This window comes from Pseudomonas sp. DP-17 (assembly GCF_022380625.1).
GTDB classification, from domain to species: domain Bacteria; phylum Pseudomonadota; class Gammaproteobacteria; order Pseudomonadales; family Pseudomonadaceae; genus Pseudomonas; species Pseudomonas nitroreducens_A.
On record NZ_JAKSXG010000004.1, the window covers coordinates 300,654 to 323,639 of the forward strand.

Here is a 22,986-nt window from a genome sequence, read left to right on the forward strand (position 1 = left end):
GGTCGTGCGTTTTTCCCTCTCCCTAACCCTTTCCCTGAAGGGAGAGGGGACCGTACGGCGCAGGATGATGACGAGGTGTCAATTGGCACGGGTAGAGCTCCCTCTCCCTTCAGGGAGAGGGCGGGGGAGAGGGTCGTGCAGTCACGCCGAGTTTGGTCCATTGGCAGTTGTTCGTGTCCTCGGGGCTAGGTTGAGGGCCTTCACAGCATGACTGAATCCCCCATCCTGATCCTCGGCGCCGGCCCCGCCGGAGCCGCCGTCGCGCTCGGCCTGCGCCGCCTTGGCCACCCGGTTGTCGTGATCAGCGAATGGCGCCGCTTCGCCGCCGTCGAGGGCGTGTCCCAGCGCGTGCTGGAAGGCCTGCGCAATGCCGGCCTGGAGCATGCACTGAAATGCGCCGCGCCGCCGTCGCAACGGCGTGTGCACTGGAACGGTGTGGAAAGCGCGCAGAACATCGAATGCGTCCTCGACCGCCCGCGCTTCGATGCGGGGCTGCGCGGGGACTTGCGGCAAGCTGGCGTCGAACTGATCGAGGCCCAGGTGCTGGGCGTGGCGGAAGATGGCTCCGGCTGGCGCGTGAAACTCGAAAACGGCCGGGAAGTGCAGGGCGCATTTCTGGTCGAGGCCCGAGGTCGGCAGGCGCCGCTGAACCAGAAGGGAATGAAAGCCCGGCGCGGCCCGGAAACCCTCAGCCTGCTCAACCGCTGGCAGGGCGCGCGTGGTCCGCTGGCGACAGCGGTGGAAAGCCTGGCCGATGGCTGGGCATGGATGGCGCGCTTGGAAGACGGGCGCTGCTATTGGCAGCTCACCCTGGATGTTGCCAGCAGCCAGTTGCCGAGTCGCGAGCAGTTGCCGGACTACTGCCGCGAGCGCCGCGCCGCCTCGTCGCTGGTTCGGCAATTCTTCGCTGACACCGAGGAGCGCGAGCTGGACCTGCACGCTCGCAGCAGCACGGCGATCCTCAGCCTGGAAGCCTGTGGCGACAACTGGATTCGGGTGGGCGATGCGGCAATGGCGGTGGACCCGCTGTCCGGCAACGGCATCTTCCAGTCGCTGTCCTCGGCCTTGCAGGCGCCGCTGGTGATCAACACGCTGCTGCGCGCGCCGGAGCGGGCGGAATTGGCCCGGCGCTTCCACCAGCAGCGGGTCGAGCAGCTGTTCCTGCGCTTCGCTCGCGTCGGCCGTGATTTCTACGCCAGTGAAACGCAGTGGAGCGAGCTGCCGTTCTGGCAGGCCCGTCGCGCCTGGCCGGACCAGCAGCCAAGCCACGCGCCGGCAGACTTCGCCAGCCTGCGCATCGAGCGTGCGCCGGTGTTGAGAGGTAATTTCGTCGACGAGGCGGAAGTGGTGATCAGCGCCGACCAGCCACTGGGCATCTGGCATCTGGATGGCCTGGAGCTGGCGCCCTGGCTGCGGCGCCTGCGCGCAGAGCCGGAGGCGCAGGTGCTCGCGGACTTGCCGCCGGAGCGCCGGCGGGTCTTCCAGGGCTGGCTGCTGTCCCAGGGCTATCGCCCGCAGTTTTAACCACTTCACGGAATCTCGAGGCCTCGTCGGGCGATGATGCCCGGCTGCCCGATGGAGAATCCCATGGCCTGCCTGCGCTCCGCCTTCGCCCTGTCGCTGATCCTGCTGACGCTCTTCGATACTTCGCTCGCGGCTTCGACGTCGGTGTCCGACACCGCCAGCGCGGAGCGCTTCGTGCGCCAGCTGTATGCCAGCTATTCGCCGGACGGTCCGGGTGTGCCGAACAAGACGCTGAAAGAAGAGGACGTCTACGACGCCTCGCTGATCGCCTTGATGAAGGCCGACCAGGACGCCGCCGACGGTGAGCTGGGCTACCTGGGTGGCGACCCGCTGTGCGATTGCCAGGACTGGGGGGATATCAAGGTGAAGTCGCTGGAATTCGCTCCGGTGGACGACGAGCGAATCAAGACACGGGTGGTACTCAAGGATGCCCTGACGGGGGAGGACCGCGACCTTGGCCTGTTGCTGCATCGCACGGCCGGGGGCTGGCTGGTGGAGGACTGCTTCAATGAACAGGGCAGCCTGGCCGAGAACCTGCGGCATAGCACCCGGGAGCTGCTGCAGTTGAAGAAGGACGCGGCCAGGCCCTGATTGCAGGGCTCGCATCGTTGCTGAGGGGCCGTAGGAGCGGACTTCGTCCGCGATAGGTCTGCATCGCGCCGGACACCATCGCAGACGGAGGCTAGGCGCCCCCGCCGCTCCTACAACAGCAATGGCTTACTTGCGGTCGATCCACACGGTCTGCGGGTTGGTGAACTCGAGCAGGCCGAAGTGCGACAGCTCGCGACCGAAGCCGCTCTTCTTCACGCCGCCGATCGGCACGCGGGGGTCGGAGGCGGAGAAGCCGTTGATGAACACGCCACCGCTGACCAGGCGCCGGGCCATGTGCTGGGCCTTGGCCTTGTCGGCGCTCCAGATCGCGCCGGAGAGGCCGAATTCGCTGTCGTTGGCCAGCTCAAGGGCATGCTCGGCATCACGGGCGACGATCAGCGAGGCGACGGGGCCGAAGATTTCCTTCTTGAACGCGGTGTTGCCCGGCTTCACGTCGGCCAGCACGGTCGGTGCGTAGTAGTTGCCTTCGCCTTCGAGCTTGTGGCCGCCCAGCAGCAGGGTGGCGCCATCGGCGATGGCCTGCTGTACCTGGCCGTCCAGTTCGTCGCGCAGGTCGAAGCGGGCCATGGGGCCGACGAAGGTGTCGTCCGCCAGCGGGTCGCCGATCTTCAGCGCCTTGACGGCGGCCAGCAGCTTCTCGGTGAAGGCCGGGGCGATGGATTCTTCGAGGATCATGCGCTTGGCGGCGATGCACACCTGGCCGCAGTTGCCGAAGCGACTGGCGACGGCGGCCTTCACGGCGGCGTCGAGGTCGGCGTCGGCGAGCACGATGAAGGCGTCGGAACCGCCCAGCTCCAGCACGCACTTCTTCAGCGCAGCACCGGCCTGGGAGGCGATGGCGGCGCCCGCGCCCACGCTGCCGGTCACGGCGATGGAGGCGATGCGGTCATCGGCGATGGCCTTGGAAACCAGCGGCGGCTCGACGTTCAGCACTTCGAATACGCCTTCCGGCAGGCCGGCCTGCAGCCAGGCATCGCGCAGCTGATAGGCGCAGCCCATGACGTTCGGCGCGTGCTTGAGCACGTAGGTATTGCCGCCCAGGATGATGCTCACCGCGCCACGCATGACCTGCCAGGTGGGGAAGTTCCACGGCATCACGGCCAGCACCGGGCCCAGCGGCAGGTAGGAGATGTACGCGCCTTCGATGCTGGTCTTCTCGTCTTCGAGCATGGCCGGGCCGTTGTCGGCGTACCACTCGCAGAGATTGGCGCACTTGTTGATTTCGCCACGGGCCTGGGTGACCGGCATGCCCATTTCCTGGGCTTCCATGCGGGCCATCGGCTCGACGTTGGCGCGCAGCACTTCGGCCATCTTGCGCAGTACGGCGACACGTTCGGCGATGGGGGTGTCGCGCCATTGGCGGAACGCGGCGTCGGTGCGGGCCAGCGAGGCTTCCAGCTGGGCGGCGTCTTCGAAGGTGTAGCGGGCCAGTTCCTGGCCTGTGGCGGGGCTGCGGGAGATGGCAGCGGGGATGGCGGCGATCTGGTTCATGCTGAGTCCTGCTTGTTCTGGGAGGCCGCAAGGCCGGTCGTTCGTCCGGGCACGCTGGCTCCGGGATGGAGCAGAAATTAAGATGCGGCTTCATTCATGTAAAATGAATAATCAAGAAAGACTCTTTCTCTTGGAGAGAATCATGGACCTCACCCAGCTGGAAATCGTCCGCGCTGTCGCCACCGAAGGCAGCATCACGGCCGCCGCGGCCCGTCTGCACCGCGTGCCTTCGAACCTGACCACGCGGATCAAGCAGCTGGAAGCCGAGCTGGGTACCGAGCTGTTCATCCGCGAGAAGCTGCGCCTGCGTCTGTCGCCTACCGGTCGCAGCTTTCTCGACTACGCCGAGCGCATCCTCGATCTGGTGGAGGAGGCGAGACAGGTGGCAGTGGGCGCCGAACCCCACGGCGGGTTTTCCCTGGGGTCCATGGAAAGCACGGCGGCGGTGCGCATCCCGGAGATGCTGGCGCGCTACCACCAGCAGTGCCCGAAGGTGCAGCTGGACCTTTCCACCGGCCCCTCGGGCGAGATGATCGACGGCGTGCTCTCCGGGCGTTTCATCGCCGCCTTCGCCGATGGCCCGGCCAACCATCCGCAGCTGGACGGCCAGCCGGTCTACCGCGAGGAGCTGGTGCTGATGAGCGCCAGGTCCCACCTACCGGTGCGGGACGCGCGGGACGTAGCGGGGGAGACGGTGTTCGCCTTCCGCGACACCTGCTCCTACCGCAAGCGCCTGGAAGGCTGGTTCGCCGAGCACCGGGTGGTGCCGGGCAAGATCGTCGAGATGGAGTCCTACCACGGCATGCTCGCCTGCATCGCCGCCGGCGGTGGGGTGGCGATCATCCCGCGGGCGATGTTCGAGAGCCTCGCGGGCGGGCGCAACGTGGCGATCCACCGCCTGGCGCCGCATCACGCCGACGCGACCACCTGGCTGTTCTGGCGGCGCGGCACCGATACGCCGGCGCTGCGGGCATTTATCGGACTACTGGACTCGCCCGCTGCAGAGGCCGAAGTGGCCTGAACACGGGGCATTGCGGGCGCTGTCTCGGCGGCCTTACGTAAGGCTGGCGAGACAGCGGTTGAAAAATCACCAGCGCCTCTTGCAGCGGCTTTGCGCTGCGCTAACGTCAGTCTCTCTGTCCGTCGTGCGAAGGCGGAAAGCGCCCTTCGCGGCAGGGCGTTTTTCCCGCTGGCCTTCTGCCCGGAGCGCATGATGGAGACTCGCAGCAAGAGACGACGCGCCAATTCCCTACAGATCACCCTGATGGGCGCCGGGCTGATGCTCCTCGCCCTGGCCCTAGTGGTTGCCCTGGTCAGCCTCTGGCCGCGGTTCTATCCACAGTTCCCACCCGCCGGCGCCGTCGGCGACCCTGGCGTGCAATGCCTGATCGGTTGGTGCCCGGGGCCGGACGCGCGGCTGCTGGTGATGGTCATGGTTGCCGGCGCACTGGGCAGTTTCGTGCATGTGGCGAAGTCATTCGGCGATTTCGTCGGCAATGACCGCTTCATGGCCAGCTGGATCTGGTGGTACCTGCTCAAGCCCTGCATCGGCATGGCGCTGGCGCTGATGCTCTACCTGATCGTGCGAGCGGTTCTGCTCACGGTGAGCGCCGCCAGCGACCCGGCCAGCGTCAATCTCTACGGGCTGATGGCCATGGCCGCTCTGGTGGGGATGGCGTCCAAGCAGGGCACCGACAAGTTCGCCGTTCTCCTCGATGCGCTGTTCCGCACCCGCCATCCTGCTGGTGACGCGCGGCGCAAGGACCCGCTGGAAAACCCCCTGGCGGTCATCACCGAGGCGCAGCCGCCGGTTCTCGACGCCCAGTCGCTCTACGTCACCCTGCGCGGCAAGGGGTTCAGTCGAGGAGCGCGGGTGCAGGTGAATGGGCGGGAGCGCGAGACGTCGCTGGCCGACAGCTCGCGCCTGGCCTTCGAGTTGTTGCCCGAGGATGTGGCCATTGGTGGCCGCCTGGCCGTTGTGGTGGTCAACCCGCCGCCGGGAGGTGGGCCGTCCGCATCGCTGATGCTGGAGGTGAGCGCACCACCACAGGCCGAGGCGGAATCGGAGCCGCTGCGTGCGGATCCGGTGGCGACGGTGGTGGCCTCGGCCGAAGAGGACTCGGCGGTGGCGCTGCACTGAATCGGCCTTTGCCAGGCCAGAACAAAAAAGGCCCCGGAAGGGGCCTTTAGTCGTCTGATTGATTGTCAGGCGCTGCTGTTTTCCGCTTCGCGCCTGGATGGCCTGGGTGCCGGCGCGTGGTGGCTGTCGTGGTCCTCCTTGATCAGAGGGACCTCGTTGCCCTTGGCGTCGAACAGTTTGCCGTTCTGGAAGTAATCGCCTTCGTTCAGCGCGGCAATGTCCTGGTAGCGCAGGGTGCGTTCGCTGGCGGCGACGAACACCGACTGCTGGTCCGAATTGCCGGTCTTGAAGTGGTTGAACAGCAGGTTGAGGACGATGGCCATGATCGCCGCCGAGCTGATGCCGGAGTGGAAGATGGTGGCGAACCAGCTGGGGAAGTGCTCGTAGAAGTTGGGGGCGGCAATCGGGATCATGCCGAAGCCGATGGAAGTGGCGACGATGATCAGGTTCATGTTGTTGCGGTAGTCCACGAACGACAGGGTGCGGATGCCACTGGCCGCCACGGTACCGAACAGCACGATGCCGGCACCGCCGAGCACGGAGGTAGGCACCGCGGCGATCACCCGGCCCATCACCGGCAACAGGCCGAGAGTCACCAGGATCAGGCCGCCGGTGGCGACTACATAGCGGCTCTTCACGCCGGTCACGGCCACCAGGCCGACGTTCTGGGCGAAGGCGCTCTGGGTGAAGGAGCCGAAGATCGGCGCCAGGATGCTCGACGCCATGTCGGCGCGCAGGCCGTTGCCCAGGCGCTTGGAGTCGACCTTGGTGCCGATGATCTCACCCACGGCGAGGATGTCCGCCGAGGTTTCCACCAGGGTCACCATGATCACCAGCAGCATCGAGAGGATGGCGGCGAAGTGGAAGGTCGGCATGCCGAAGTGGAAGATCGCCGGGAAGGCCACCATCGGGCCTTCGGCCACGCGGGAGAAGTCGGTCATGCCTAAGGCGGCGGCGATCAGGGTACCGATCACCATGGCCAGCAGGATCGACAGGCGCGAGATGGTGGCACTGCCCAGCTTGCTCAGCAGCAGGACGATCACCAGGGTCATGGCTGCCAGGCCGATATTGCCCATGCTGCCGAAGTCCGGTGCCTTGGAGTTGCCGCCCATGGCCCAGCGCGCCGCTACCGGCATCAGCGTGAGGCCGATGGTGGTGATGACGATGCCGGTGACCAGTGGCGGGAAGAACTTGGTGATGCGTGAGAACACCGGCGTGATCAGGAAGCCGATCAGCGAGGCTGCCATGACCGCACCGAGCACTGCTGGCAAGCCACCACCTTCATAGCCGCCGCCGAGGATGGCGATCATGGTGGCGACGCCAGCGAAGGAGACGCCCTGTACCAATGGCAGCTGACAGCCGAAGAAGGGAATGCCGAGGGTTTGCAGCAGGGTGGCGAGGCCACCGGCGAACAGCGAGGCGGCGATCAGCAGGCCGATCTCGCTGGGGGAGAGCCCGGCCGCCTGGCCGAGGATCAGGGGTACGGCGACGATACCGCCGTACATGGTCAGAACGTGTTGCAGGCCGTACGCCAGGTTGGCGCCGATTCCGAGGTTCTCGTCTTCCGGGCGTGCTCCGGCGGACGCTACAGCTGAACGATCATTCATGGCTGAGGACTCGCTTGTTTTTGTTGTGGGGCCACTGTAGACAAACTCTCTGGTAAATATCCACTGTTTTGTATACATGTTTTTGTCCGATGGTCCGGAATCTGACCGGTCGGTTATGTGTTCTTTCAGGCTGGATGGCTCTGTAATCGGCGTTCTGCATGAAATCCTGACTCGGCTCGCCTTGCACGAAATGTGTGCATGTCTGAATCCAAAAGCACCAGTTGGCTGCATGCAAAGCTCCGAAAGGTTCTCGCCGGCCACCTGTACACAGGCCATCGCAAATTGCGGGCCAGCGACGCGGCGTGCTCGCCGTTCTCCCCGGCGAAGGCCGTTCCAGCTATAACCGTCCGCCTTGGTTTTCGTCGGATTTCGAGAAGCGATGGCCCAACCGCCGCTGCACAGTTTCAGGGTGTTCGAAAGCGTGGCCCGCCTGGGCAGCCTGGCCGCGGCCGAGCGGCATGTCGCCACGGGCACTGTCAGCCAGCAGGTCAAGGCGCTGCAGGCCAGCCTCGGCGTGGAGCTGTTCGAGAAGCGCGGCCGTCAGTTGGTGCTGACCGCTGCCATGGGGGAGATCACCGAGGCCGTCCAGGCGTTGCAGGCGGGAGTTCGGCTGGAAGAGGAACTGTCTGTCGGTCCCGCCGGCCGAAGGCGTGGAGTGGCTGGCCCGACCGCTGCTGCGCTTCATAGCGGGAATCGCGTTCGGTGCGGGTCAGCGTGATCACCGCGCCGGGCAAGCCGCCGGTGGACTGGCGCCGCGCTGACGTGGCGGTGATCTACGGCACGCCGCCGTGGCCGGGCATGCTCAGCAGACGAAGCCGCAAGCGGCCCAGGTCGATCACCTCGTCGGGTTTCACCAGCCGCGAGACCTCGAACGGCGCCAGGGTGAGGTGATCGATGGTGCCCAGGTACACCGGCTCTGGCGCCTGCTAGAGGCCATCGGCGTGGCGGAAATTCGCAGTGCCAGGGCTTTGATCAGCATGCGCATGGACGCGAGCCTCTTTCTCGTTGTTGGCGGGGAGGGGCCGGCTCACCGTTGGCGTGACAATTCAGTTCAGGTAAAGCGTGGCGGGATTAGCGAAGCTGATTTGCTCGGTTCTGCATAAGCAGGGCTAATTATTCATTCGGGGATTTCATGGCAGCGATGACGCCATGTCGGTAGAACTGTGCGGGTTCGGTGCGCTGTTCGCGCCCATTCCCACTGTTCCCGGAGAATTACCCATGAAGTCCAGATGGACCGCCCTGCTTTGCCTGCTGAATACCCTGTCCGTCGCCTGGGGCGACTACAACAAGCGCAATTTTGTCCGCCGTTGAGGCGGGCAGCCCGAGCGTCCGGATCACCCCGTTTCGCCGTACACCAAGGAATTCGCCATGAGCCCCGTCGTCCCCCACATCGATCCTGCCATCGCCTTCATTGCTCCTGGCTTTCGTGCCCTGAGCATCACGCTGGAAGCCGCGCCGATCCTCCGTCCGGAAGTGGCGGAGCAGGCTCTGCAGCGGGCCTGCGCAGCACTTCAGGCGAGCGAGCCGGCCTGGGCCGATCCGCACCTGGCAGAGTGGGCCGAAGTGTTCCGCCGTTTCGGCGCCAAGCCTCAGCGAACGCCTTGTTCCGCGGAAGCGCTGCGCAAGCGCGCGTTGCGTGACGGCTGCCTGCCGAGCATCGATCCGGTGGTGGACCTGTACAACGCCATCAGCGTGCAGTTCGCGATACCAGTCGGCGGAGAAAATCTCGCTGCCTACGTCGGCACGCCGCGCCTGACGATCGCCGAAGGCAGCGAGACCTTCGACACGATAAAGGACGGCGCGCCGGCCCATGAATCGCCCGATGCTGGCGAAGTCATCTGGCGCGACGAGGTGGGCGTCACCTGCCGCCGCTGGAACTGGCGGCAGGGTGTGCGTACCCGCCTGGACGCCGAGGCTCAGCGTATGTGGTTCATCCTCGAAAGCCTGCCGGAGATGCCGCTGGAGGCCCTGCACGAGGCGGGCGACCAATTGGTTGCCGGGTTGCAGGCGATGATGCCGGGGGCGAGGGCCGAGGTGCTGCTGGTGGAGTGCAGGGCCTGAGCCGTCACTTCGCGAGGCTTTCCAGGTAAGCGCAGAACATATCCGCCATGGCTCCGCTGAAGGCCTCGATCTCTTCCGCGCTGCGCGGGCTTTCCGAGAACTGCTTGCCCACTGAGCCGAGCGTCGTGGTGATCAGTTCGCGGGCGAGGGTGCGCTGCGCTTCGCTGGCGAGCGGCAGGACTTCGGCAATGAATGTCTGGAAAATACCGTCGCCGGCGGCCTTGGCTTCCCTGGCTTCGGGAGCGTCGCGGTAGAGCGGGGCGGCGTCGCTCAGGGCGATGCGCATGCGCGCCTCCTCGCACTCGGAGCGGATGAAGGCGTGCACGAGGTTACGCAGGCGCTGCAGCGGCGGCTGGCTTTCATCGGCCAGCAGGCCGCGCAGCATCTCGGTGGTCTGTCGCCATTCATCGCTCTGCAGGCGGAACAGGATCGCGGCCTTGTTCGGGAAGTACTGGTACAGCGAGCCCACGCTGACCCCGGCACGCTCGGCGACCCGCGCAGTGGTGAAACGCTGGGCGCCTTCCTTCTCCAGAACCTGAACAGCGGCGTCGAGAATGGCGGTTACCAGGTCATTGGAACGGGCCTGCTTCGGCTCCTTGCGCGCGGAAATACGCGGGCTGCGGCGTTCGCTCATGGCTGGCTCCGGTAATGCGAATAGTAAAACCTGACGAAAAGATCGCATTCTAGTCGGGCGCTGTTTCGCACTCAAATTCCACATGGGAAACCCAGCATGACGACCCTCACTTCCGCCCCCGTGGCGCCTCTGCTGCAACACCTGTTCGAGGAGGCCGATGTGGCTTCTCCGCAGTCCAGCCCGGCCTTCGCCAACCTCGACCAGGCCGCGCTGACGCGCCTGATGCAGAGCAAGACGCAGTACCGCGAACTCTATGGCCAGCTCAAGGACCAGCCGCTGCCCGTATCGAGGGAGACTGGTGCGCTGCTGTACATGCTGGCGCGCAGCATCGGCGCGAAGCACATCGTCGAGTTCGGCACTTCGTTCGGCATTTCCACTCTGCATCTGGCGGCCGCACTGCGCGATAACGGCGGCGGCCGGCTGATCACCAGCGAGTTCGAGCCTTCAAAAGTGGCGCGGGCGCAGGCCAACCTGGTGGCCGGCGGCGTGGCTGACCTGGTAGAGATCCGCCAGGGCGACGCGTTGCAGACCCTGGCCCGCGATCTGCCCGAACGCATCGACCTGCTGCTGCTCGATGGCGCCAAGTCCCTCTACCCGGACATTCTCGCGCTGGTGGAAAGTCGCCTGCGCCCCGGCGCGATGATCATCGCGGACAACGCCGATTACTGCCCGGAGTACCTTGCCGAAGTGAGACTTCCGGGCGGGCGCTACCTGTCGATTCCCTTCGCCGACGACGTGGAGTTGTCCATGCGCCTGGGTTGAGGCTGTGCTGTCTAGAGCTGGGGTTGGGCTACCGGCGCATGCCGCGCCATCAGTTCGACGACCCAGTCGATGAACACCCGCAGCTTGGCGCTGACATGGCGGTTGGGTGGGAAGGCCAGGTAGAGCGGCATGCTCGGCATGGTCCAGTCGCTGAACAGTTCCACCAGTTCGCCACGCGCCATGGCGTCCTCGGCCATGTAGCGCGGCAGCCAGAGCACTCCCATGCCGGCGATTCCGGCCGCCAGGTAGGCATTGCCGTCGTCCACCGTCAGCACCGGACGGCCTTGGACCCGCACGGTTTCGCCGTCCTTGTACAGGGTGTAGGAAAGCGGCTTGCCAGTGCGCGCCCACAGATAGCCGACGATGCGTTGCTGGCCGTCTTCCAGGTCGCGGGGATGCCGGGGCGCCCCGGCGCGTCGCAGGTAGGCGGGGGCCGCGAACACTCCAAGGGGCAGGTCGGCGACGCGACGGGCCATGAGTGACTGGTCGGTGAGCTCGCCGCCGCGCACCACGCAATCCACGTTCTCATCGATGAGGTCGACCATTCGATCACTGACGCCCAGGTCGATCTGGATGTCCGGATAGCGCTCGTGGAAGTCGGGCAGGGCAGGGATCAGCAGCAGGCGCGCCAGCGGTGTGGGCACGTCCACCCGCAACCGCCCGCGCGGCAGGGCGGCGGCGCTGGAAAGGCTGGTCTCGGCGTCGTCCATGTCCGCCAGCAGGCGCACCACGCGTTCGTAGTAGGCGGCGCCGTCGGCGGTGAGGTTGAGTTTGCGGGTGGTGCGGTTGATCAGGCGCACGCGCAGCCGCGCTTCCAGTTGCTGGATCAGCTGGGTGACGCTGGTGCGACTCATGTGCAGGGTGTCGGCGGCCTTGGTGAAGCTGCCGGTCTCCACCACGCGGGCGAAGGCTTGCATCGCATCGAAACGGTCCATGGCGGCTCCGGCTGGCCCACGAAGGCGGGGGCTGAGAAGGGCTGATTGTTTGGATTCTACAAACAATCCTGGCCAGTGTTGCCCGATTATCGCGGGCGAGTAGCGCCTTAACCTGCCTCCATCGTTGAAACCGGGGCCTGTGCCGCCCCTCGATGGAGCAAGCAGATGAGTACACGTGACGTGGTTTTCCCCGCCGGCCGCCAGGCCCTCTATGAGCGCAATCGCTATTCCCCGGCCGTCCGCAGCGATGGCCTGCTGTTTGTCTCCGGCCAGGTTGGCAGCCGTGAGGACGGCTCGCCCGAGCCTGACCTGGAAGCCCAGGTGCGCCTTGCCTTCGGCAACCTCAACGCGGTCCTGGCCGCCGCTGGCTGCACTTTCGAGGATGTGCTCGACGTGACGGTGTTCATGGTCGATCCGCAGGCGAACTTTGAGCGCGTGTGGCAGGTTGCCGCCGATTACTGGGGCGTGGCGCCCTATCCGACCGTGACGGCGGTGGGGGTGACCTGGCTGTACGGCTTCGATTTCGAGATCAAGGTGATCGCGCGCCTGCCGCCCCACTGAGGCCAGCGCAGAGCAGGGTGGCGAGACGGGGCGGCCGGGTTTCTTTACCATGCCGTCCTGTTTTGCACTGCCAGGAATGCCCCATGACTGCTCCGACCTTCCGCACCGCCACCCTCGCCGACACCGACCGTTGCTTCGAGATCGAAACCACCGCCTACGAAGGCGACGAGGCGGCGACCCGCGAGAAGATCGCCACGCGCATCGCGCAATACCCCGCGGGCTTCCTGATCATGGAGCTGGAGCGCGAGATCATCGGCTTCATCAACAGCGGCTGCGCGCAGGAGGTGGTGATGTCCGACGAGGCGTTCAAGGAGCTCGTCGGCCATGACCCGGCGGCACCCAACGTGGTGATCATGTCCGTGGTGATCGATCCGGCGCAGCAGGGCAAGGGCTACGCCACGCTGCTGATGCGCACCTTCATCGAGCGCATGGCCGGACAGGGCAAGCGCACCCTCCATCTCATGTGCAAGGACCGCCACGTGCCGCTCTACGAGCGCCTGGGCTATCGCTACGTGAAGCCGTCGGCATCCGACCACGGCGGCATGGCGTGGCATGAGATGGTGATGGCGTTGCCCGCCAGCTGATCCCCAGCGCCGGCGCTTTCAGCGTTCCGGCCGATCGTTCACCCGGTCGCGGGTCGCGCGCTCGGCCAGTTGGTCGAAGGTCTCCGGCAGCAGCGCGGCCTCTCCCTGTTCGTCGAGCAACTGGCGGAATACCAGGTGGTCCGGGAAGCCGCGGCTGATCAGCGTGAGCAGTTCGGTGCCGCGCTCGGTCAGCTCGAAATTGTTGCCCGTGCCGCCGTGCTCGCGCGGGCGTTCCTGGATGTAGCCGTTGGCGTAGAGGTCGCCCTCCAGGTCGCCGGCAACCTTCTTGAGATGGTCGACGCTGCCTTCCACCGGTTCGCCCTGCAAGCGGTGCTGCTCGGCTACTTCCTCGCCGCATTCGCGGGCCTTGTAGGGTTCGTCGGCGCAGTCCTGGGCGCGCAGCAGCAGGCGTTCGATCAGGTCCCAGTCGTAGCTCATGGCGTTCTCCTCCGTCGGGATGGAAGGCGAGTGATGGCCTTCCTGATGTGCGACCCGGCGAGGCGGGGAGGGTTCGAACTTCCTGCGCAGCGGCGCGCCAACCCCGAGCCGCGCAACCATCGATGACGTCGAGCTTCACTATCGATGCAATCAAGTGGTGCGCGGACGGCGGGCGGCTGACTATCTGTCCCAAGAGCTTGTTGAACCGAGCAAGGGACAGAATCGATGAACACTCCGCGCCCTACACCCACTCGCCTGGCAACCCGAATCGCCTTCGGCCCGTTGTTGCTGGCCGTGGCCAGCCTGACCGGCTGCGCGGCGACCTCGGAAACCCGGCTGAGCTGGGACAGCCTGGGCGGCACCACCGCCCAGGACAGCAGCACCTACCTGAGCTGTGTCGACGGCCGACTCACTCCTGGCACCGCCACCTTCGTCAGCGAGAGTGGCACCACCCGCCAGTTGCTCACCGGCAGCGCCGATCCACTGCGGGCCAGCGGCATCGTCCAGATCACTCCGATCGCGGGCGGCAACCACTTCAGTGCCTACCAGCGCAGTGCCTGGCAGGACAAGGGCGAGCTGTTGGATGCCGCCTACCAGTGCGCGCAACACAGTTGAAACCACTTCGAGCGGGCCGCTCCCCCCAGCGGCCCGCCCAGCGCCGGCAGGCGGCGAATAGCCTGCGTCAGTGTCTGCCATCGGGCTTTCGCTGATTCACTCTCCAGGGGCGCTCCCCCAAGCGCCCATATGTCGCCCGTCGAGCCCCCACTCGGCGGGCGTTTTTTTTAATTTACGACTGTTGTGTATTCTGATCGGGCATGCCAGTGTGTGCGCCCTGGCGGCTGTATTCGCCTTTCGTTGCTCAAAATGCGCTTCCGGTTTTTCCGCCGTGCGCTGAACGAGGCCGCCGGCCGACGGTACACTCACTCCCGTCGCGTAACAGAAGTACAAGAGAATCGAGATGAACACGCATTTTCCGACTTGCGCCGTCTGGGTCCGTCGCGACGCAGACCTGCCCCTTCCCACCCACCTCCAGCCGACGGTGAAAGCATGATCGAGGTAACCGAAGTTTCCATTGCGCAGCTGCGTGAAGCCCTGGAATCGGGCCGCACCACCGCGGTCGAACTGGTCAAGGCCTACCTCGCGCGCATCGACGCCTACGATGGCCCGGGCAAGCTCAACGCCGTGGTCGTGCGCAACCCCGAGGCCCTGAAGGAAGCCGAGGCCTCGGACGCCCGTCGCGCCCGTGGCGAGACCCTCGGCCCGCTGGACGGCATTCCCTACACCGCCAAGGACAGCTATCTGGTGAAGGGCCTGACCGCCGCCTCCGGCAGCCCGGCCTTCAAGGACCTGATCGCCTACCGCGATGCCTTTACCATCGAGCGCCTGCGCGCCGCGGGGGCCATCTGCCTGGGCAAGACCAACATGCCGCCCATGGCCAACGGTGGCATGCAGCGCGGCGTTTATGGCCGTGCGGAAAGCCCGTACAACCGCAAGTTCCTCACCGCGCCCTTCGCCTCCGGCTCCTCCAACGGCGCCGGCACCGCCACCGCCGCGAGCTTCTCGGCTTTCGGCCTGGCGGAAGAAACCTGGTCCAGCGGTCGTGGCCCGGCTTCAAACAACGGCCTGTGCGCCTACACCCCGTCCCGTGGCGTGATCTCGGTACGCGGCAACTGGCCGCTGACTCCGACCATGGATGTGGTGGTGCCCTACGCGCGCACCATGGCCGACCTGCTGGAAGTGCTCGACGTAGTCGTCGCCGAGGATGCCGACAAGCGCGGCGACCTGTGGCGCCTGCAGCCATGGGTGCCGATTCCCGCCGTCTCGGAAGTGCGTCCGGCGTCCTACCTCGACCTCGCTGCCGGCCCGGAAGCGCTGAAAGGCAAGCGCCTGGGCGTGCCGCGCATGTACATCAACAAGGACGAACTGGCCGGCACCAGTGAGAAGCCCGGCATCGGCGGCCCGACCGGCCAGCGCATCCACACCCGCGCCTCGGTCATCGACCTCTGGGAACAGGCCCGCAAGGCCCTGGAGGCGGCTGGCGCCGAAGTCGTCGAAGTGGACTTCCCGCTGGTTTCCAACTGCGAGGGCGACCGTCCGGGTGCGCCGACGGTGTACAACCGCGGCATCGTTTCGCCGGAATTCCTCCACGATGAGCTGTGGGAGCTGTCCGGCTGGGGCTTCGACGATTTCCTCCGTGCCAACGGCGATCCCAAGCTGAACAAGCTGGCCGACGTCGACGGGCCGCAGATATTCCCCCACGATCCGGGCACGCTGCCCAACCGCGAGGACGACCTCTGCGCGGGGATGGACGAATACGTCAACATGGCCAAGCGCGGTCTGAAGACCTGGGACCAGATCGAGACCCTGCCGGACGGCCTGCGCGGCCTGGAGAAGACCCGCAAGCTGGACCTGGAAGACTGGATGGACGACCTGAAGCTGGACGCCGTGCTGTTCCCCACCGTGGCTGACGTGGGGCCGGCGGATGCCGACGTGAACCCGGAATCGGCCGACATCGCCTGGAGCAACGGCATCTGGGTGGCCAACGGCAACCTGGCGATTCGTCACCTGGGCGTGCCGACCGTCACCGTGCCGATGGGCGTGATGGCCGACATCGGCATGCCGGTGGGCCTGACCTTCGCCGGTCGCGCCTATGACGACTCCGCGCTGCTGCGTTTCGCCGCGGCTTTCGAGGCCACCGGTTCCAAGCGCCTGGTGCCGCCAAGCACGCCGCCGCTGGGCTGATGGGTTCATTGCTGAAGAAGATGCCCGCCTTGTGCGGGCATTTTTATGGCGATCCGGGGAAGTTCCGGCGAGCGGGAAAGCCCCGGCGCAGATTCAGCCGGGACAAGACAGTCGCTTCCACGAGCGCGCACCACCCTGGGGCCGTCCTGCGCTCACTTCGCCGACTTCACATTTCCGTAGCGCACTTCCTTGGACGGCGAATAGCCGTAGAACGAGGTGTAGCACTTGCTGAAATGGCTGGGTGAGACGAAGCCGCAGGCCAGCCCGACCTCGTACATGGGCAGGCTGGAATGCTGCAGCAGGCGCCGGCTTTCGGTGATGCGCAGCTCCAGGTAATAGCGCACCGGCGTAGTACCCAGCTGCTCCTGGAACAGCCGCTCGATCTGCCGCTTGGAGCGGCCCACGTACTGCGAGAGCTGGTCCTGGCTGAGCGGTTCCTCGATGTTCGCGCTCATCAGGTTGATCGCCTCGCGCAGCGGCTCGCTGAGCTTTTCGTGCAGGGCTGGGCGGGTGCGGCGGAAGCGCGATTCCTCGAAGGCGAGGATGTCGACGATGGCGTCCACCAGCTCGCGGCCATGGCGCGCATTGATCCATTCCAGCACCAGGTTGAAGGCGCCCATGGGGCTGGCGGCGGTGAGGCGGTCGCGGTCGAGCTGGTAGCTTTCGCTGGTGACTTCGCTGTGCCGGGCGATCTCCGCCAGCGCCGCGCGGTTCTCCGGGTGGATGGCGCAGCGGTAGCCATCCAGCAGGCCGGCCTGGCCGAGGAACCAGGCGCCGTTCCACAGGCCGGCGAGGGCGATGCCCTTGTCGGCGGCCGCGTGCAGCAGTCGTGTCAGATCGGGTACCGCGCGCAATGGGGTGCGCAGGCCGCCGCAGATCACCAGCAGGTCCAGTTCGGCAAGTTGCGCCGAGGTCAGCGTGGCGCCGGGGCAGATCACCAGGCCCAGGTCGCTGGTGACGGATTCGCCGTCGAGGCTGAAGGTCTGCGTGGCGAAGGTCTGTGCGCGGATCAGGTTGGCGGTGACCAGCGTATCCAGCGCCTGGGTGAAGGCGGGCAGGGAGAAGTGTTCCAGCAGCAGGAAGCCCACCCGCGCCAGGCGGCCGGGCTCCCTGGATTCACCGTCGAGATAGCGCAGGTTGCGGCCCTGCATGGCCCCGCTGAATTGGCGGCGTTCGACCAATCGGCACCTCGTCTGTGTGCGGGAGGTTCAGCCGCGCGCGGCGCGGCGGATGGGGACCGGCCGGCTGTGCGAACTGCGCCGGCCGGTCTGGCTGAGCAGGATGATAATCACCGTCAGGGCCAGGGTCGAACTGACTTCCACGCGGTGCGTCGGCATGATGAACATCACCGCGAGGATGAAGCTGATGATGCCGATCACCAGCCAGGTCAGCCAGGGGAACAGCCACATGCGAAATACCAGCTGATGGTTGCGCCGGCGGAGGATGCCGCGCATGCGCAATTGCGACACGGCAATGGCGAGGTAGACGAGCAGGGCGATGGAGCCGGAGCTGGCCAGTAGGAAATCGAACAGCCGGCCCGGAGCAAAGAAGTTGAGCAAGGTGGTGAACATGCCGATCAGCGTGCTGGCGATCACCGCCGCGCGCGGCACGCCGGCCGCGGAGGTGCGCTGGATGAAGGCAGGCGCGTCATTGCGGCGGCTCAGCGAATAGATCATCCGCGAGGCGATGTACACCGAGGAATTCAGGCAACTGGCCACGGCGACCAGCACCACCAGGTCCATCAGCAGTTGCGCGTTGGGAATGTTCAGCAGTTCCAGGGTGCGCTGGTAGGAGCCGATCTCTACCAGGCGCGGGTCGTTCCACGGCACCACCGAGATGATCACCAGGATCGACAGCAGGTAGAACACGCTGATGCGCCAGATCACCGAGCGCGTGGCCTTGGCGATGTTGCGACCGGGGTCGCTGGATTCGGCGGCGGCGATGGTCACTGCCTCGGTGCCGATGAAGCTGAACAGGGTGGTGATCAGCGCGCTGAAGATGGCCGTCCAGCCGTTGGGCATGAAGCCTCCGTGCTCGCCCATCAGCTTGTGCAGGCCGCTGACTTCGCGCCCTGGCAGCAGGCCCAGCAGCGCGGCCGCGCCGAGGCCGATGAAGGCGACGATGGCCACGACCTTGAGCATGGCGAACCAGAATTCGAACTCGCCGTACTTGGCGACGCTGAACAGGTTGGTGACGGTGAGCAGCAGCGTCATGGACAGGGCGAACACCCAGGTCTCGACCTGTGGGAACCAGTTGTTGAGGATGACGCCGGCGGCGATGGCCTCGATGGGGATGACCAGCACCCAGAACCACCAGTACAGCCAGCCGATGGTAAAGCCGGCCCAGCGGCCGATGGCCTGGTCGGCGTAAGCGGAGAAGGAACCGGTGTCGGGGCTGGCCACGGCCATTTCCCCCAGCATGCGCATCACCAGTACCACCAGCAGCCCGGAGAGGGCGTAGGCCACTATGGCGGCGGGTCCGGCGGCGGCAATCGCGTGACCGGAGCCGACGAACAACCCTGCGCCGATGATTCCCGCGATGGAGAGCATGGTTACGTGGCGGGGCTTGAAGCCCTGCACCAGATCGCCATTGGCGCCTTTTGCCCGGGGAGCACTCATCTGTCGGCCTTTTCTTGAAATTGTTAGGTCGGGCGCGGTGACGCAGCGCGCTGCGCTTCACGCGGGACTCAAGCTAAGGCAGTGGGTGCGTGGCGAGTTGCTCGAAATCGCCATGGGCATGATCAAAAACGACATCAACAGCGGCCGGCGTAATGGCCACAGGCCGCTCTGGGACGCTGGTTCCTGTGTGCGAAAGTCCTCGGGCGCAGCCGCAGGGCGACTGCTCAGCGGCCAGTATCGGGCAGGCTGGCGAGGAGTTTTTCCAGCAGGCCGGCGAGCTGCTTCTGCTCGGCGTCGTTCAGTCCGGAAAGTACCCGGCGCTGATTGTCGGCGTGGGCGCCGACCGCTTCGTCGATCAGCGCCAGGCCCGCTTGGCTGAGACCAACCAGCGAACCGCGACCGTCCTCGGGGTTGGGCAGACGCTGCACCAGGCCCTGTTTCTCCAGGCGGTCGAGGCGGTTGGTCATGCTGCCGGAGGAGATCATCGCCGCCTCGTAGAGCACGGTGGGGGTGAGGCGGAAGGGGGGGCCGCTGCGGCGCAGGGTGGCGAGCACGTCGAACTCGCCCGGCTGCAGGCCGTACTTGGCGAACAGCGGGTTGAGATGGTCGCGGGCGATCACTTGCGCCGCCTCGCCCAGGCGGCCGAGCAGGAGCATACCGCCGGTATCCAGCTCGGGCAGTTGCTGGCGCCATTGCTCGACGGCGAACGCGGCTCTGTCCATGGGGGGCTTCCTTTTTATCTTGATGTAGAGATACATTGGATTTGTCTTGATGTAGAGATATTCGCCTGCGCCCTCTTCGCGAGCAAGTGCTGGCGCCCCACTGGAAGGATGTTTGTCATGTCTCGAACCGTCTCCCTTGCCGCCTGCCTGCTCGCCGTGGTGCTGGCCGGTCTCAACCTGCGCCCGGCGCTGGCCTCCATCGGCCCGCTGCTGGATGCGTTGCAGGCGTCCGCGAAGCTGTCCGACAGCATCGCCAGCCTGCTCACCAGCCTGCCGGTCCTGCTGATGGGGCTGGGTGCGCTGGGCGCCGCCCAATTGCTGCGCTATTTCGGCGTGCGCGGTGGCGTCGCGTTCGGCTTGTCGCTGATCGCCCTGGCCTGCGTGTTGCGCCTGCTACCGGGCCAGGTCGGGCTGCTCGGTGGCGCGGTGCTTGCCGGCCTGGGTATTGCCGCCTGCCAGGCGCTGCTGCCGGTATTCATCCGCCAGCGCTTCGGCACGCGCATCGGCGGGGCGATGGGCGCCTATTCCACGGCGATCATGGGCGGCGCGGTGCTGGCCAGCGTCGCGTCACCCTGGCTGGCGAAAGCCTGGGGCGAGCTGCCGGCGCTGGCGTTCTGGGCGCTGCCCGCCGTACTGGCGCTGCCGGTCTGGCTGCGAACCGCGAAGGGCGCGGTGCCCGTCAGTTCAGCGGCGCCGGCGTTTTCCGGGATCGCCCGGCGCGGGGCTTGGCTGGCGCTGTTCTTCGGCCTGGGTACGGGCGCCTACGTGCTGGTGCTGGCCTGGCTGCCGCCTTACTACACGGCCCTGGGGTGGACGCCGGCACAGGCAGGCGCCTTGCTGGGTGGGTTGACCTTGACCGAAGTGGTCGCCGGCCTGCTGGTATCCGCCTTCATCGACCGCCTGCCGGACCGTCGCCCGGCGTTGCTGCTGGCCATCGCGTTGCTGCTCGGCGGCCTGGTCGTGCTGGTGATGTGGCCGCAGCAGTTGGTACTGCTAGCCATGATCGGGCTCGGCCTGGGCATCGGCGCACTGTTCCCGCTGTCGCTGATCGTCGCGATGGACCGCGCCCGCAGCTCCGCCGAAGCCGGTGCGCTGGTGGGCTTCGTGCAGGGCGTGGGCTACCTGATCGCGGCGCTGTTCCCGCTGCTGGCAGGGCTGGCTCGGCAATCCATGGCCAGCCTGGCGCCGGCCTGGCTCGGCATGGCGCTGGTGTGCCTGGTGATGCTCGCTCTCGCCAGCCGCTTCGCGCCGCCGCGCCCGCTCGAGGGGCAGGCGCCGGCCTGCTGAGAAATCCCTGGCAGGTTCATTCGGGTCTAGGCTGAGTACTTTCGTCTGCCCCAGGTGATCCGCCATGTCCCTCGTCCTGTTCGGCCATCCATTTTCCTCCTACACGCAGAAGGTGCTGATCGCCCTCTACGAGAACGCCACACCCTTCGAATTTCGCAGCCTGGGCCCCGACCAACCGGAGAACGGCGCGCACTGGCTGCGCCTGTGGCCGCTGGCGAAATTCCCGGTGCTGGCGGACGGCGAGCACAGCGTCGCCGAGACCAGCATCGTCATCGAGTACCTGCACCTGAAGCATCCCGGTCCGGTGCGCCTGCTGCCGGACGACCCGCTGAAGGCGCTGGATGTGCGCTTCCTCGACCGCTTCTTCGACTGGCACGTGATGACCCCGGTGCAACACGCCGTGCTGGGGGCCATGAGCGGCGAGGCGACCAAGCGCGCGGAAGGCCTGGCCCACGCGGTGAGCAAGCTCGAACTGGCCTACGCCTGGCTCGAAGAAGAACTCGCGGGGCGCACCTGGGCAGCGGGGGACAGCTTCAGCCTCGCTGACTGCGCTGCGGCTCCGTCGCTGTTCTACGCCGACTGGACCCATCCTATCGGGGACCAGTACCCGATCCTGCGTGCCTATCGCTCCCGCCTGCTGGCGCGCCCCTCTTTCGCCCGTGCGGTGGAAGAAGCGCGACCGCATCGGCCGTTGTTCCCCCTGGGGGCGCCGGATCGGGATTGAGGCGCGCGTTAGCGGCATTCTACTGGCGCAGCACTCTGGCGATCGGCGTCTACACTCTCCCCATCGCTTGGCCAGGCAGTGGGAAGCAGGCGGCTAGGCAAGGATCGCAGGAGGAAAGGAGGCGTCCCGCCATGATTCTTTCCGCACGGCCGCTGGTAGCCGACCCCGGCAAGCTCAGACTCTGGGTGGGTGCCTTCGGGCTTCCCAATGCTCCAGCCCAGCTGCCGTTGCCGATCTTCCTCTGTGGTGCCAGCCAATTGCTGCCGCGGCCGGCGGATCGCTGGTTCGCCGTGCGGGACCGGCAGACCGGGAAGAACGGCCGGCCTCTGAACTATCAGGGGGTCTTCGAGCTTGACTCCCCTGCGCCCAGCGAGGTGGTCGAAATCACTGTGCGCCTGTTGGATGCGCAATCGACCGCCCGTTTCCGCTCGATGCCCGCAACAGTGTCCTCCTGGCCAGGGGGAGGTTTCACCCTGCTGTTGTCCTCCTGCTACTACCAGGATACCGACGATGGCGTGTTTGACGGGCTGGCTGGTCGCCTGCTCCAGCGTCCGGACCTGGTCCTGCTGGTTGGCGACCAGGTCTACATGGATTTTCCGCAACTCGAGGATGTGCCGAGCTCGCAGCCGGCCATTTCGAAATTTTTCGCCGAGAAGTACGCCAAGCACTTCCTCTCTCGCGAATTCGGCGGGCGGGGGTTGCATTCGCTGCTGCAACTCGCGCCTACCGCCTGCATTCCTGACGACCACGAACTGTGGAACAACTTTCCGGAGCCGTCGTACCTGATGCTGGGCACCCACAGCGCTACCCAGTATCAGTTGCTCAGTACCGCCGCGCGGGAAACCTACGAGGACTTCCAGCTTGGTGGCGGGCAGCGGACGGCGGATGGTGCGCAACGCTTCGTGGTCGACCCGTTGCACTTTCTGCTGCTTGATGCCCGTTTCGATCGGGACCGGGAGACTTCCGCGAGGTACAGCCTGTTCACGCAGCGCAGCGAGCAGGACTTGCTGGATTGGAGCCATGACCTGCTGCAAGCCCACTGGGCAGGGAATACCGCCATCGGTGTGCTGGCGTTAGGGCAGATACTGTTCGACCAGCCCCTCGGTTTCATCGACTCGGCCCTGGACAAGAACCTCTACAGCTACAGCCAGTTCCAGGTGCTCCTCACCGTCATCCGCACCCTCGCCACGGCCGGTGTGCCGGTGCTGTACCTGTCGGGCGACGTGCATTACAGCCGGGTAGCGAAGGCCCGCTATATCTCCACCGCACATGATTGCCTGTTCGAGGTCATCAGCTCGCCCAGCAGCTTGCTGCGCTACCTGTCTTCCTCCCCAAAGCGCCCGCCCGACACACTCGATTCCAAACGGTTCGAGACCGTCGATGACAGCTATCTGGACAGCGGCAACATGGTTTCCACGCTGACCTTCGTCCGTGCCGGCGACAGCGTGGACGTGAGCGTCATCAACTATTCGCTGGAGCGGGGGCGGCGGTCGGGACGCACAGCCCCGGTGACGTTCCGCATGACCCCCCGTCGCTGAGGAGCC

The 22,986-nt window shown here is 66.2% G+C and carries 23 protein-coding genes; 14 read left to right on the plus strand and 9 right to left on the minus strand.

Translation table 11 applies throughout. From position 1 onward, the window contains the following. Nucleotides 1-207: 207 nt before the first annotated feature. Both MJ122_RS10745 and MJ122_RS10750 read left to right on the plus strand, forming a co-directional pair. Nucleotides 208-1,524, plus strand: a complete 1,317-nt coding sequence (locus tag MJ122_RS10745) for an FAD-dependent monooxygenase (protein WP_239744144.1) — start codon at nt 208-210, stop codon at nt 1,522-1,524. A gap of 63 nt (nt 1,525-1,587) precedes the next feature. Next, the gene (locus tag MJ122_RS10750) at nt 1,588-2,115 is read left to right on the plus strand and encodes a DUF3828 domain-containing protein (protein ID WP_239744145.1); all 528 of its coding nucleotides are present in this window, start codon (nt 1,588-1,590) and stop codon (nt 2,113-2,115) included. A 126-nt stretch (nt 2,116-2,241) separates the two neighbouring features. Here the strand turns inward: MJ122_RS10750 and MJ122_RS10755 are convergent, their stop codons facing one another. Beyond that, nucleotides 2,242-3,627 carry an NAD-dependent succinate-semialdehyde dehydrogenase gene (locus MJ122_RS10755; protein WP_239744146.1) on the minus strand — a complete coding sequence of 462 codons (1,386 nt, stop codon included), beginning with the start codon at nt 3,625-3,627 and terminating at the stop codon, nt 2,242-2,244. Between the two features lie 142 nt (nt 3,628-3,769). On the opposite strand from MJ122_RS10755, the gene MJ122_RS10760 reads away from it, so the two are divergent. Both MJ122_RS10760 and MJ122_RS10765 read left to right on the plus strand, forming a co-directional pair. Beyond that, nucleotides 3,770-4,648: a LysR family transcriptional regulator gene (locus tag MJ122_RS10760; RefSeq protein ID WP_239744147.1), complete on the plus strand. Its 879-nt coding sequence runs from the start codon at nt 3,770-3,772 to the stop codon at nt 4,646-4,648. A gap of 192 nt (nt 4,649-4,840) precedes the next feature. Beyond that, nucleotides 4,841-5,767, plus strand: a complete 927-nt coding sequence (locus MJ122_RS10765; protein ID WP_239744148.1) for a hypothetical protein — start codon at nt 4,841-4,843, stop codon at nt 5,765-5,767. Nucleotides 5,768-5,832: 65 nt separating this feature from the next. On the opposite strand, the gene MJ122_RS10770 is transcribed toward MJ122_RS10765, so the two are convergent. After that, nucleotides 5,833-7,374: a nucleobase:cation symporter-2 family protein gene (locus tag MJ122_RS10770; RefSeq protein WP_088417361.1), complete on the minus strand. Its 1,542-nt coding sequence runs from the start codon at nt 7,372-7,374 to the stop codon at nt 5,833-5,835. Nucleotides 7,375-7,753: 379 nt separating this feature from the next. On the opposite strand from MJ122_RS10770, the gene MJ122_RS10775 reads away from it, so the two are divergent. Beyond that, a complete protein-coding gene (locus MJ122_RS10775) occupies nt 7,754-8,092 on the plus strand; it encodes a LysR family transcriptional regulator (RefSeq protein WP_239744149.1) in 339 nt (112 codons plus the stop codon). A gap of 55 nt (nt 8,093-8,147) precedes the next feature. Here MJ122_RS10775 and MJ122_RS10780 read toward each other — a convergent pair whose 3' ends face one another. After that, nucleotides 8,148-8,285, minus strand: coding sequence for a hypothetical protein (locus MJ122_RS10780; protein WP_239744150.1), 138 nt, complete (start codon nt 8,283-8,285; stop codon nt 8,148-8,150). A gap of 457 nt (nt 8,286-8,742) precedes the next feature. Here MJ122_RS10780 and MJ122_RS10785 point away from each other — a divergent pair, with 457 nt between their 5' ends. Further along, nucleotides 8,743-9,435, plus strand: coding sequence for a B3/4 domain-containing protein (locus tag MJ122_RS10785; protein ID WP_239744151.1), 693 nt, complete (start codon nt 8,743-8,745; stop codon nt 9,433-9,435). Between the two features lie 4 nt (nt 9,436-9,439). Here the strand turns inward: MJ122_RS10785 and MJ122_RS10790 are convergent, their stop codons facing one another. Further along, nucleotides 9,440-10,069, minus strand: coding sequence for a TetR family transcriptional regulator (locus tag MJ122_RS10790; protein WP_239744152.1), 630 nt, complete (start codon nt 10,067-10,069; stop codon nt 9,440-9,442). Between the two features lie 96 nt (nt 10,070-10,165). Here MJ122_RS10790 and MJ122_RS10795 point away from each other — a divergent pair, with 96 nt between their 5' ends. Beyond that, the gene (locus MJ122_RS10795; RefSeq protein ID WP_239744153.1) at nt 10,166-10,831 is read left to right on the plus strand and encodes an O-methyltransferase; all 666 of its coding nucleotides are present in this window, start codon (nt 10,166-10,168) and stop codon (nt 10,829-10,831) included. 11 nt (nt 10,832-10,842) lie between these two features. On the opposite strand, the gene MJ122_RS10800 is transcribed toward MJ122_RS10795, so the two are convergent. Continuing rightward, nucleotides 10,843-11,766 (minus strand): LysR family transcriptional regulator, encoded by a 924-nt coding sequence (locus MJ122_RS10800; protein WP_239744154.1) that lies wholly within the window; start codon nt 11,764-11,766, stop codon nt 10,843-10,845. 165 nt (nt 11,767-11,931) lie between these two features. On the opposite strand from MJ122_RS10800, the gene MJ122_RS10805 reads away from it, so the two are divergent. Both MJ122_RS10805 and MJ122_RS10810 read left to right on the plus strand, forming a co-directional pair. Continuing rightward, a complete protein-coding gene (locus MJ122_RS10805) occupies nt 11,932-12,327 on the plus strand; it encodes a RidA family protein (protein ID WP_239744155.1) in 396 nt (131 codons plus the stop codon). A gap of 83 nt (nt 12,328-12,410) precedes the next feature. Next, a complete protein-coding gene (locus tag MJ122_RS10810) occupies nt 12,411-12,911 on the plus strand; it encodes a GNAT family N-acetyltransferase (protein WP_239744156.1) in 501 nt (166 codons plus the stop codon). 18 nt (nt 12,912-12,929) lie between these two features. On the opposite strand, the gene MJ122_RS10815 is transcribed toward MJ122_RS10810, so the two are convergent. Further along, nucleotides 12,930-13,349 (minus strand): transcriptional regulator, encoded by a 420-nt coding sequence (locus MJ122_RS10815; protein ID WP_088417354.1) that lies wholly within the window; start codon nt 13,347-13,349, stop codon nt 12,930-12,932. A 225-nt stretch (nt 13,350-13,574) separates the two neighbouring features. Between MJ122_RS10815 and MJ122_RS10820 the strand changes: the two genes are divergently transcribed. Continuing rightward, complete coding sequence (locus tag MJ122_RS10820) at nt 13,575-13,964, plus strand: hypothetical protein (RefSeq protein WP_239744157.1); 390 nt, start codon at nt 13,575-13,577, stop codon at nt 13,962-13,964. A 432-nt stretch (nt 13,965-14,396) separates the two neighbouring features. After that, on the plus strand, nt 14,397-16,091 hold the full coding sequence (locus MJ122_RS10825; RefSeq protein ID WP_239744158.1) for an amidase: 1,695 nt from the start codon (nt 14,397-14,399) through the stop codon (nt 16,089-16,091). 152 nt (nt 16,092-16,243) lie between these two features. On the opposite strand, the gene MJ122_RS10830 is transcribed toward MJ122_RS10825, so the two are convergent. The 3 genes from MJ122_RS10830 to MJ122_RS10840 form a co-directional block, all read right to left on the minus strand. Next, on the minus strand, nt 16,244-17,242 hold the full coding sequence (locus MJ122_RS10830) for a GlxA family transcriptional regulator (protein WP_088417595.1): 999 nt from the start codon (nt 17,240-17,242) through the stop codon (nt 16,244-16,246). 57 nt (nt 17,243-17,299) lie between these two features. After that, complete coding sequence (gabP, locus tag MJ122_RS10835; protein WP_239744159.1) at nt 17,300-18,709, minus strand: GABA permease; 1,410 nt, start codon at nt 18,707-18,709, stop codon at nt 17,300-17,302. Between the two features lie 224 nt (nt 18,710-18,933). Continuing rightward, nucleotides 18,934-19,431 carry a MarR family transcriptional regulator gene (locus MJ122_RS10840; RefSeq protein WP_239744160.1) on the minus strand — a complete coding sequence of 166 codons (498 nt, stop codon included), beginning with the start codon at nt 19,429-19,431 and terminating at the stop codon, nt 18,934-18,936. 117 nt (nt 19,432-19,548) lie between these two features. Between MJ122_RS10840 and MJ122_RS10845 the strand changes: the two genes are divergently transcribed. From MJ122_RS10845 to MJ122_RS10855, 3 genes are all read left to right on the plus strand, one after another. Beyond that, nucleotides 19,549-20,718, plus strand: a complete 1,170-nt coding sequence (locus MJ122_RS10845; RefSeq protein ID WP_239744161.1) for an MFS transporter — start codon at nt 19,549-19,551, stop codon at nt 20,716-20,718. 64 nt (nt 20,719-20,782) lie between these two features. Beyond that, nucleotides 20,783-21,442, plus strand: a complete 660-nt coding sequence (locus tag MJ122_RS10850) for a glutathione S-transferase family protein (RefSeq protein ID WP_088417349.1) — start codon at nt 20,783-20,785, stop codon at nt 21,440-21,442. A gap of 131 nt (nt 21,443-21,573) precedes the next feature. After that, nucleotides 21,574-22,980 (plus strand): hypothetical protein, encoded by a 1,407-nt coding sequence (locus MJ122_RS10855; protein ID WP_239744162.1) that lies wholly within the window; start codon nt 21,574-21,576, stop codon nt 22,978-22,980. The last annotated feature ends 6 nt before the right edge of the window (nt 22,981-22,986 follow it).